We start from the raw sequence: 10,310 nt of genomic DNA on the forward strand, positions 1-10,310 counted from the left end.
GATAAAAAATCCTGCCCTCGATATTAATTATTTTACATTTCCCAATGTCAATTTCCCCAACTTCGGCTGCAACATGTTTCTTCATTACAATCACTTCCTTTTTCACCGTTACTTTGGATTCAATTGATACACTTCAGCAGCGTTTTCATATGCAATACGTTGACGCAAATCCCCTGGTAGTTTATTAAGTACAAATAAAGGGGTATCATTGTCCCAATGCGGGTAATCAGTAGCAAACATAACTGTTCTTTCCGCCCTCATCATTCTAAGCATCTGGATAAGTTCCTCATTTTCCGGTTCTTCTATAGGCTGTGTAGTAAAGCGGCAATGTTCAACAATATATTCACTTGGCTTGCATCGCAACCATGGGACTTCACTTCTCATGCCACGAAAATTTTTATCCATCCTCCACATCAAATGCGGAACCCACGCTAAGCCACCTTCTATGAAAACTACTTTCAAAGTTGGAAAGGTTTCAAACACACCCTCACAAACAAGACTGTTTAAATGAGACATTTGATGGATCGCTAAGATATTGTGGCGTTCAAAATTTGTCGTTGGGTAGCCCACTGCCGAAGTTGGAGGATTAATGCCTTCTCCTTGACCACCGCCGTGAATACCAATTATCAAATTGTTACGAACAGCTGCTTCATAGATAGGATAGAATCGGCGCTGTCCATAGGGTTCACGAGACCCATCAGTTAAAAGTACTTGAACCATCTTCGGATGAGAACCGAGACGATCAATTTCACGTGCTGCCAAAATAGGATCCTGTGTAGCTACAACGATTGATGCTAACCATCTTTCATCTGTTGGAATCCATGTGTCAAGTGTAAAGTCGTTGAAAGCAGAAGCAATCGCTGCTGCGTAATCCGGGTTATTATGTGCGGACACTGTAAGCAAGCTACCTGTAAGAATCGCTTTATTTATTTTATAGCGATCTAGTAAATCAACTTTTGCATATTCTGGGTCAGACCCTGGAGGAAGTCCATTACCTGGAGATGCATCACGACGATTCAACGGAATGGGTTTAAAGATAGGTAACGGTAATGTAGCCTCATAGGCACTTAATCGATCCCACCATACTCTAGGAATATAATGTTTTAAATCTTCATAGTTCTTTACTATTTGGTGGAAATCACAATCAATAATCCCTGTTTCTATCTTAGCTGTCTTGGTTTCATTCATTTTTCAACCTCCAATTAATCAATTTTCCGAAATACAACCGCATGCTTCATCCAAATCATACTTTGGGTTGATCAATTATAGAGATAACATGCACATGCAAGGACTAACGTATAGAAAATGAACCGATTAATGTAAGCAATATCATTTTAAATTATAGACATCCAGAAATAATCCGTTCCTTCTTTATTCCATTCCTTTATAAATGATCGGTTCCTTATCATACAATTCATCACTTTCCCTTTGGTGGATGTTTAAATATTTTGCCAAGCAAAGGGATCGGTTGCCCCTAACCGCAGACTTAAACTTTCTGCACATTCCAACAATCCCCTAGTGAGAATTGCTTCCTTTTCATCAGAGGCTTGTTCTTCAAGCACGGAAAAGCTTATTGCTGCTACAGGTACGTTTCCAAAGCTAAGTATCGGCACAGCAACACAACGAATTTCAGGTGAATATTCACCTAAATCTCGTGCGTAACCACGTTTCTTGGTAGCCTGAAGTACCCTTATCAGCTCTTCCCTCGTGGTAATTGTATTATCTGTGAATGAAGGAAGATTTGTATTAGGATACATTTTTTCAATCTGTGGAGATGAAACACACGCCAATAATGCTTTTCCGATCCCTGTCACATATGCCGGCAAGCGACTTCCAACTTGTGATGCCAATTGAACAGGACGCTTAGATTTCATTTTTGCCACGTATACTACATCTGTGCCATCTAAGATTGCCATCTGAACGGTTTCATCGTAAGTGTCTCGTAAATGTTCAATAAAAGGTTGAGCAACCTGAGATATCGAGAGACGATTCGTGTATTCCATAGCAATTTCCCAAATTCGAACTCCTAAAATATATTTCTTTGATTCTGATTCGAATTGAATCATTCTTGTTTCAACAAGAGTATTTAGCAATTGATGTAAGCTGCTCTTTGGAATTTCCAATTCACCTAGCAAATCTGTAAAGTTTAACCCTATAGGATTTTGTGCCAATATTTCCAAGGTTGAAAGCACCCTTTGGGCTGATTTCACTGTAGTGCTATTGCCTATACCATTCAAATACTTCCCTCCAATAACAAGGTTTCAGGCGTTTCGACATTAAAGATTCCTGAATTCCCAATTTCAAATTTCCTCATTTATGGTACTAACATTATTTTTGAATATCCTGACTTTCCGGAAATCAGTTCTTGAAAAGCATCATTTCCATCCTGTAAAGAGCGGCGATCGAGCCAAGAATTCCCTAGGTCTTCCAACAAACCTTCATTCACGAATGCTACAGCTTTTGAAAAATCATCGTTGCAATATGAAAATGATCCATAAATTTCGATTTCGTTTCGAACAATAATATCGCCGGTCAAGGTAGAGGGATTTTCATGAAGTCCAATAAAAGCCACCTTGCCTCCAGCCCTTAATGATTCTATTGCTTGTTGTCTTGTTTTGGAATATCCAACTGCATCTACAACACAGTCTACTCCTTGTGGAAATGCTTTACGAATCTCCTCCAAGGCATTCTCTTTCAATGGGTTTATTAAATGTGTAGCTCCCCAATCTTTTGACAACATAAGACGAGCATTGTTGGTGTCGATTGCAATAATCTTCTGTGCACCCATCATCCTCATGAACTTCATACACATAAGTCCGATAATCCCAGCACCAAATACGATGCCAATATCACCAGCTTTAACACTCACACGTTCTACGGCACGCAATGAACAAGCTAAAGGCTCTACCAAAGCACCATAATATGGATCTTTGACAGAAAAGCATTGATTGGCAGGTACATCCACGAACTGAGCGAAGGCCCCAGAAAGATGGACTCCTATTATTTTCCTTTCTCTGCATAATTGTTGTTGGCCTTTTTGACAGGTCCGACAATTACCACAACTTATTAGCGGGTTAACAGTAACTAATTTCCCAAGTAGCTCGAATCCAATATTATCAGCTTTTTCGATAACAACTCCCGAAAACTCATGACCCATAATTAAGGGGGGAACGCGAAGGGAATTTTCTCCTAGATATCCAGACAGCTCAGACCCACATATACCGACTGCAACAACCTTTAACCTTACCCAACCTGGCTTCAGATCTTTCCGTGGTACATCTTTAAATTCCATTCTTTCTCGTTCTGTCCACACTAATGCATCCATTGTTTACCCCTTTCCTTACACCCGATTTACCGAATTCCAATTACAACTTATTAGAACCTCACAAAATATAACTATTCACTTTTGTTCTCATATATGAACTTTGGTTCATAAAATACTTTCTTTTGTAGGTTATCCCATGTAAATACAGTTTAGCTTTCTGAATACAAACTAAAGAAGCAAATCAAAAGAACGTTTTCTGCCTTTAATGGTACAGCCATAACTTCTAATTCATACTAAAAAGCAGCCTTATAAAAAGACTGCCTTGCTGAACCCATTATCAACATTCTTTCAATGTAGGACAGTTCTTTTAAGATAGATTTGTTAACTAAATACCCTTTACAAATAAGATATTTTAAGTGAAAAATTTCTTCCATATCTATTTTAAAGTTTGAAATTCAAAGCAGCCAGTGAGGTCTATTTTTATGATGTAGATTCACCCGCCAAAGAGAGTTCGCGCTTGGTCAAAAACAAGAAGGAATGCAAAGACGCTGAAGAAGAGTACTGTGAAGATCATCATCCCGAACCTGAAACCATTTACACGGATCGCTTTTGGAAGCGCCTTGCGATTCAACTGGATGAGTAACACAGATGCAATTAATGTGGCTATACCATTGATACTTGTGTTGACAAACACTAAAAGGAGAGGCTGGTTAAAGCCTAGGAGTAGAATAATAGAGCCCATAACAATAATGCCCCATACGAAAGCGAGATAGATACGCCCTTCGGTAAAGCGGGTATCATTTGTTAGGAAAACGGTTTTAAGAACATCGGCCCCAATTCTAGAAGTCAGGTCAATGACTGCGAGGGAGACAAAGAACATTGTTACAACCCCCATCAGCCAAAATAAGTTTCCAAACCAGGTCCCCACTACCTCTTGCAGAACTTCTCCCTCATACTTTATGAAGTCAAAGTTTGCTTTAGTAACGACATTTTGGTCATATACAGTTGAGTAAGCGAGAAGTGAAAATACAACGATTGTAAAAAGCGCTATCATCCAAAAGGAGATGAACTGTTCAATGTTCGCATTTTTCCACCATTTTTTCCAGCGGGCTAAATTCTTTGCGTCTTGACGCATCATGAAGCCTGTCGCGGGCTTTGCCTCATCCTCACCTGTGATCGGGGATGGAAGTCTAGGAATATATGCTCCTATACCATATCCCTTATCTCTTATCCAGTTGCTTTGAACTAGGTTAATAACGCCACCGGCACCTGCAGCAGCTATGGCGCCAATAAGTAATGATGGGGATAGTATATCAGAACCGGGCAAACGACCTACACTGCCAATGGCTTCTCCAGGAAGATCAAGCCAAGATGTGGCACTTATGGCCGAAATGATGGCTATTACTAAGAAGGTTAACACTAAACCCACCTTTACGAACTGGGCTTTCTCAACTGTTTTGTAAATGATAGGAGACAAGCTCAATGCTAGACCGCAAGTAACCAAAATGATAATGGATATCAAGGTTACATTTCCCCCTCCAATAAGAAAGGTAAGTGCAGTTGCTCCACTGGTAGCCCATGCGGGCCACATGTTCTGAAGCAGAGCAAGAACAACGAAAATCATTCCCCATGGTTTCCAAAAACGAGAGAATCCGACAATGGCAGTCTCGCCGGTTGCCAAAGTATAACGCTCGATCTCCATGTTCATAAAAAATTGGACTGTTATTCCAAGGAAGGCAAGCCACAGGAGAGAGAACCCGACTTGAGAGGTTACATATGGCCAGACTACGTACTCACCTGTGCCTAAGGCCGCACCTACTATAATTATGCTCGGCCCTACCATTTTCCTCAACGGCACCGCTTCTGGCATATTCCTTAGAGTCAAGGGCGGAAGATTATGACTTGGGGCACCATCATAAATCTCACTCTCTATATCTTCATCTTCCCTTTGTTCTTCCTTACGTTCGGGATTTATCATGCAACTTTCCTCCTTATTAAGTAGATTAAGAGAATGTAAACATGTCTACCTTGAAGTTTCCCAAACCTTCCAAATCTAAGTAGTTTGATTTTTACTATGGTTTTAGCAGGATTTTTACTTGATCCTGATCTTCGTTAAATTTTTGCATTGCTTCATCCACTTGAGAGAGCGAATATCTTGCTGTTATTAATGATTTAATATCTACATCTCCCTGAACCACCGGCCGCATCAATCTAGGGACCCATTGCTTCAAAAATTCAGGACCATGGTGCATTAAAGCGTTAAAACGAATTTCCATTGCATGATGATGCAATCGGTGCAAGTTAGCCTTAATTGGGGACATAATATCAGGCAATGAAGTCACAATCCCCTCGTCCTTTGTTACATCAATACACAAATTAAAGTAGTCTTCTGTACGTGGATTCCAGTACCCGCATGAATGTAAAGTTACATCCACTCCCCGGCCCTGTGTTAATTCCTGGATCTTTTCTTTTATGTCTTGGTAACTGGTATTTAAAATTACGTCTGCCCCACATTTTTTCGCCAATTCTAAATGGGCATCTGAGTAATCAACAGCTATGACTTTGTTAGCTCCACGCTTTTTTAGTCCCTGGACTGCAATAAGCCCTTGAAAATTTAATCCCGCTACCAATGCAATGTCGCCTAGTTGAACCCCGCTATGGAAAACGCCGTACATACCAACGCAAGTGGGTTCTCCCAGAGAAGCAATTTCCATGTCCAAGCCTTCTGGAACTTTAATAAATCTGTCTACAGCCCCTTTAAAGTAATAGGAAAATGTATTCAAGGGTCCAAAAGCCATTACTTTATCCCCAACCTTAAATTCCCTTACTTTTTTTCCTATTTCAATCACCTCACCGCCTCCTTCATGTCCAATAAAGGAAAAACTCGGAAGATCGCTAGGCATATGCATCCCGGACCAAGCCCTTAAATCCGCATCGCATATGGAAGCCTGGGTTGTTTTAACTAGTATTTCATCCTCTTCAAGCTCTAATGTTCTATTTATTGTTTCCAGTTTTCTCGTTCCTGACAAAGTAACACATGTGCTTTCCATTTCTTATCGCTCCCTTATAATAGTTTTGGTTAAAACTCTATATTAGCAATTTAAGAATATTGAAGAGTCCGAGCATACCTCCGTCTACATTCTAAATATTCTTAGGAACTGTCTGAATAAAGCCTGTTTCATCATCGTATTCTCTACTTAGCAATAAATTTTCACCTTCTACGATAATCAGTTCTAGAGTATTTAGCACTGTACAGAAGCCCCTTTCAATGTGTCCGCCAAACACTTTCTGGTTTTTATCTACCATAACCGCATGCAGGTGGATAAACATCCCTTCTTCACGTTGACAAATGAGCCCTTGGCCGGACAATAGCTCGACTGGTCCTTCAGCGACCATTCTTTCTGTAAAACTAGCACCCGTTTTTGAATTCGGGTCCGGTTGAATTGTTTGATATTCTGCGGTTTCTAAGCTACCTATCATACTAGAAATCCCTCCTGCCTTCACATTGTACTTTTGACAAACATCGATCAAACCCAAAATGAGATCGGATCCTGGTAATATTCTAGCAGCTATTATCCTATTGGATTTTCCCTCAGCAGACCAAAAACGTTTAGACATTTTACACTCCTCCTTTTGATTAGCTGACTACCTTGCCGATTGTGGTCAAGCCTCCATCAACAGCCAATGTTTGGCCTGTAATGTAGTTTGACCTTTCCGATGCGAAAAAAAGCACCGCATTTGCAATATCTGTTGGTTCACAGACTTTTGGAATAGGTATGGTTTTGGCCATTTCATCTTCATGATCAGCCAGCCAAGAGGAACTTAGACGCGTTCTGCAGGGCCCTGGAGCAACCGCATTGACAGTAATCCCAAAAGCAGCAGTTTCTTTTGCGGAGGCAATAGTAAGGCCGATGATTCCTGCTTTACTGGAGGCATAATGTGATGTTCCAACAAATCCCCCTCCCATCATTGCGGCAATGGAAGATATATTTATGATTCTTCCATAACGCTGTTTCTTCATTATTGGCATTAGATGTTTCGTGCAGAGATAAGGTCCTTTTAAATTTACATTCAATACGAAATCCCAATCCTCAGCACTAATATCTTCCATAGCTTTACCTTGTGTGACACCAGCACTATTTACCAGGATATCCACTTGACCATACTGATCTACAGAACGTTTAACCATTTGCTCCACACTATCTTCATTTGAAACATCTACTTTTAAAAACAATGCTTCCTTACCCAACTTTTGCAATTCCTCGACAAAATTTAATCCTTTCTCCTCTTCCATGTCTGCAACTACAATCTTCGAACCCATGTTGGCCAGTTCAGTGGCTATTTCACTTCCCAACCCCATAGCCGCACCTGTTACAATAGACACTTTTCCTTCTACCATTGATAACCTCACCCCTTTTTGTAAGCCCTTTCATTTTATAGGCATATAATTCAATCGGAAATTCGGTCATTATATACATTCACCATATGATAGGCCCACTCCTTAGCATCCGGCCAAGACTTTTCGAATTTAGCGACCCAGTCTTGTTCAGAGTTTGCGTAAACGACATAATATTCCCTTTCATTCTCAACTACCTTTAACTGCTCCATCTTCTTCCTCCATTGGCGGTTACCAAACCTTTACTTTCCCCTCCTCAATTTTCACATTATAAGATCTGATTTTAACTTCAGGGTAAGCCAGGCACTCTCCTGTTTTTATGTTAAATTCTAATCTGTGCCATGGACAGGCCAGAATTTCACCTTCTCGGTCCCAGGTTCTTTTCCAGTTTGTATCTTTGTTGGCCACAAGCGTACCGGACACTTTCCCTTGACATAGGGGTCCGACCTGATGTGGACAGATGTTGGGGAGGGCATAAAACGCTCCATCCACATTAAAAACACCTATTTCTCTCTTTCCTATCTTAATCACCTTATGAGAACCAACAGGAAAGTCCTCCACATTTCCCGCAACATTTTCATCGGGCATCATTTTCATTCCTTTCTATACTAGAATGTAAGTATCAGCTTTCTTTTCAAGTTACAACTATTTTGTTGTGTTGGTCTCTATTTTAAATTTGTTTCTGCGTCCAACAGAATCGATATCGAAAAAACGCAGGGCATTTTCACCCATAATGTTACGGCGAACTTCTTCTGAAAATGGAAGATTAAATACCTCTCTTGGATGGTCAAAATCATGATGGGGCCAGTCAGAAGCAAACATGGTTTGAGTTTCACCTTCAAACATCTCAATTAACTGGACCAGATGCTTTGGATTATCGGGCTCCTCAATCGGTTGAGTAGCATAGAAAAATTTCTTCACATAATAACTTGGAGGATGTTCCAAAAAAGGGATATCCCTGCGATTTTCTACATATTCCTTATCTAATCTCATCATGATGAACGGCACCCAGGAAACCCCAGATTCCGTGAAACAAATTTTTATATTAGGAAAACGAACAGGAACTCCAGTTTCAATCATTTTCAACATATTTGCCATCATCGAAAAGGAATGAACAAAGGAGTGCTGAGCGAAAAATGTTTCATATTGGTGAAGATTGAAAGGGAAATGCGGGACTAAGGTCGTAGCTGCGTGAAGAAGAACCGGAAGTCCAGCTGATTCAGCTGCTGCGAAAATGGGATCATATTTCACGTGGCCCCATAAAGTATCCAAACCAGTACAAGGAAGGTATACGCCTACAATGCCTTCTTCGTTCTTATATTTTTCTATCTCCCTTGCTCCATCTTCCGGATCTTGAGGGGCTACCATAATAAGACCTTTCAACCCTTCTTCTTTATCACACCATTTGTCTAATATCCAGGCATTATAAGCCCGGGCTAACGCTGCGGCATATTCTTTCTGTGGCAGCACAGGGATCCCTAAGAGATGATCAGGAAACAGAATGGCGATGTCAACATGTATCGCAGATAGCTCTTTTTTCATTTGTGCCGGGGAATCAACATTCATTCTGTCATTTCCACCCGGCCACAAAGGAATGTTTTCAGCAAAGTTAGGAGAATAACCTGGAATAGATAAATATCTCCAAGGGACATTCTTTAAATGCTCCAATGACTTCCGCCAAGGCATGTCCATATAAGGAGCCAGTTCTGTAGGTGTATCGTTCACATGAACATCTAAATCCACTACAACCATATCCTGCAAGCTTTCTCTTTTACCCATTATCCATTCCTCCAATCGATTTATTTAGCCTATCTGCAGTTTTCCTTTTTGCAGGTGTTCTTCTAATTCTTTCACAGCTAACTCTGTATTCCCCCGCTTTAAAGCTTCCAAAATACGTACGTGTTCTTGGATAAAATCCATCATACTTTGTCTTTTTCTCAGAAAGTTAGTTGAGTTAAAGAACAGTTTTTCTTTTATATTGGACATGGTTTGAATAAAGAGGCTGTTATCCTCCACCTGTAAAAGGTATTGATGAAAGTCCCCATCAAGGTGGGCAAAGTTGAAATAATCGTTACTCTCACAGCATTTCTGTTGATCTTCGATAATTTCATCCAAATTTTTAAAGTCATCTTCTGTTAATTGGCCAATTATTTTATTCAACGAAAATAATTCAATCGCCAAGCGCATATCGAATATATTGTTAATTTCTTTAATCGATAGTTCCTGGATAATAATACCTTGATTGGAGATGACCTTTAAAAAGCCGTCTTGCTGCAGTCTTTGAAGGGCAGCAACAATTGGTGTACGACTCATCTCAAGTTCTTCAACCAGCTGATTCTGAGAAGTGTAATTTTCCTCAATAAAATCCCCCCTCATGATTTTCTCCTTAATTTTTACATACGCAATCTCATTCAATGGAATCTTCTTTTTCATGTTTTTCTCCTATCTTGAATTCATCCTGGGTGCATCCTGAATTCAACTTGAATTCAAGTTAATCACATGATAACATCACAAAATTAAAAAGTAAACAATGTTTTAAATTTTCTTTCTTTTATACACTTTGAATAAGTAGGTCGAGCAACAACTGCTAACTATTCCCAAGTAGAGTAGGACGGGGGCTTTCGCCCTCGGACCCCTCGTCAAACCGTA

At 40.1% G+C, this 10,310-nt stretch carries 11 protein-coding genes; all 11 read right to left on the bottom strand.

Annotated features, from left to right (window positions below; all coding sequences use genetic code 11):
• Positions 1–108 precede the first annotated feature (108 nt).
• Positions 109–1,188 (bottom strand): amidohydrolase family protein, encoded by a 1,080-nt coding sequence (locus ELQ35_RS17540; RefSeq protein WP_126866489.1) that lies wholly within the window; start codon positions 1,186–1,188, stop codon positions 109–111.
• Positions 1,189–1,439: 251 nt separating this feature from the next.
• Positions 1,440–2,237, bottom strand: coding sequence for an IclR family transcriptional regulator (locus ELQ35_RS17545; protein ID WP_126866491.1), 798 nt, complete (start codon positions 2,235–2,237; stop codon positions 1,440–1,442).
• A 77-nt stretch (positions 2,238–2,314) separates the two neighbouring features.
• A complete protein-coding gene (locus ELQ35_RS17550; RefSeq protein ID WP_126866493.1) occupies positions 2,315–3,325 on the bottom strand; it encodes a zinc-binding dehydrogenase in 1,011 nt (336 codons plus the stop codon).
• 433 nt (positions 3,326–3,758) lie between these two features.
• Positions 3,759–5,243, bottom strand: a complete 1,485-nt coding sequence (locus ELQ35_RS17555; protein WP_185861817.1) for an Nramp family divalent metal transporter — start codon at positions 5,241–5,243, stop codon at positions 3,759–3,761.
• Between the two features lie 94 nt (positions 5,244–5,337).
• On the bottom strand, positions 5,338–6,315 hold the full coding sequence (locus tag ELQ35_RS17560; RefSeq protein ID WP_126866495.1) for a zinc-dependent alcohol dehydrogenase: 978 nt from the start codon (positions 6,313–6,315) through the stop codon (positions 5,338–5,340).
• A 91-nt stretch (positions 6,316–6,406) separates the two neighbouring features.
• On the bottom strand, positions 6,407–6,883 hold the full coding sequence (locus ELQ35_RS17565; protein WP_126866496.1) for a PPC domain-containing DNA-binding protein: 477 nt from the start codon (positions 6,881–6,883) through the stop codon (positions 6,407–6,409).
• 19 nt (positions 6,884–6,902) lie between these two features.
• The gene (locus tag ELQ35_RS17570; RefSeq protein WP_126866498.1) at positions 6,903–7,664 is read right to left on the bottom strand and encodes an SDR family NAD(P)-dependent oxidoreductase; all 762 of its coding nucleotides are present in this window, start codon (positions 7,662–7,664) and stop codon (positions 6,903–6,905) included.
• 50 nt (positions 7,665–7,714) lie between these two features.
• Positions 7,715–7,873: a hypothetical protein gene (locus tag ELQ35_RS22705; RefSeq protein WP_185861818.1), complete on the bottom strand. Its 159-nt coding sequence runs from the start codon at positions 7,871–7,873 to the stop codon at positions 7,715–7,717.
• Positions 7,874–7,892: 19 nt separating this feature from the next.
• On the bottom strand, positions 7,893–8,252 hold the full coding sequence (locus ELQ35_RS17575) for a Rieske (2Fe-2S) protein (protein ID WP_221884982.1): 360 nt from the start codon (positions 8,250–8,252) through the stop codon (positions 7,893–7,895).
• A gap of 54 nt (positions 8,253–8,306) precedes the next feature.
• Positions 8,307–9,440, bottom strand: coding sequence for an amidohydrolase family protein (locus ELQ35_RS17580; RefSeq protein WP_126866502.1), 1,134 nt, complete (start codon positions 9,438–9,440; stop codon positions 8,307–8,309).
• Positions 9,441–9,464: 24 nt separating this feature from the next.
• The gene (locus ELQ35_RS17585; RefSeq protein ID WP_126866503.1) at positions 9,465–10,094 is read right to left on the bottom strand and encodes a GntR family transcriptional regulator; all 630 of its coding nucleotides are present in this window, start codon (positions 10,092–10,094) and stop codon (positions 9,465–9,467) included.
• Positions 10,095–10,310 lie beyond the last annotated feature (216 nt).

Origin of the sequence: Peribacillus cavernae (assembly GCF_003989135.1) — a bacterium.
Classification (GTDB): Bacteria; Bacillota; Bacilli; order Bacillales; family DSM-1321; genus Peribacillus; species Peribacillus cavernae.

Excerpts from the sequence above, each read along its gene's own strand:
- ELQ35_RS17540 (WP_126866489.1), bottom strand. The coding sequence starts at position 1,188 with ATGAATGAAACCAAGACAGCTAAGATAGAAACAGGGATTATTGATTGT.
- ELQ35_RS17550 (WP_126866493.1), bottom strand. The coding sequence starts at position 3,325 with ATGGATGCATTAGTGTGGACAGAACGAGAAAGAATGGAATTTAAAGAT.
- ELQ35_RS17555 (WP_185861817.1), bottom strand. The coding sequence starts at position 5,243 with ATGATAAATCCCGAACGTAAGGAAGAACAAAGGGAAGATGAAGATATA.
- ELQ35_RS17560 (WP_126866495.1), bottom strand. The coding sequence starts at position 6,315 with ATGGAAAGCACATGTGTTACTTTGTCAGGAACGAGAAAACTGGAAACA.
- ELQ35_RS17565 (WP_126866496.1), bottom strand. The coding sequence starts at position 6,883 with ATGTCTAAACGTTTTTGGTCTGCTGAGGGAAAATCCAATAGGATAATA.
- ELQ35_RS17570 (WP_126866498.1), bottom strand. The coding sequence starts at position 7,664 with ATGGTAGAAGGAAAAGTGTCTATTGTAACAGGTGCGGCTATGGGGTTG.
- ELQ35_RS22705 (WP_185861818.1), bottom strand. The coding sequence starts at position 7,873 with ATGGAGCAGTTAAAGGTAGTTGAGAATGAAAGGGAATATTATGTCGTT.
- ELQ35_RS17575 (WP_221884982.1), bottom strand. The coding sequence starts at position 8,252 with ATGATGCCCGATGAAAATGTTGCGGGAAATGTGGAGGACTTTCCTGTT.
- ELQ35_RS17580 (WP_126866502.1), bottom strand. The coding sequence starts at position 9,440 with ATGGGTAAAAGAGAAAGCTTGCAGGATATGGTTGTAGTGGATTTAGAT.
- ELQ35_RS17585 (WP_126866503.1), bottom strand. The coding sequence starts at position 10,094 with ATGAAAAAGAAGATTCCATTGAATGAGATTGCGTATGTAAAAATTAAG.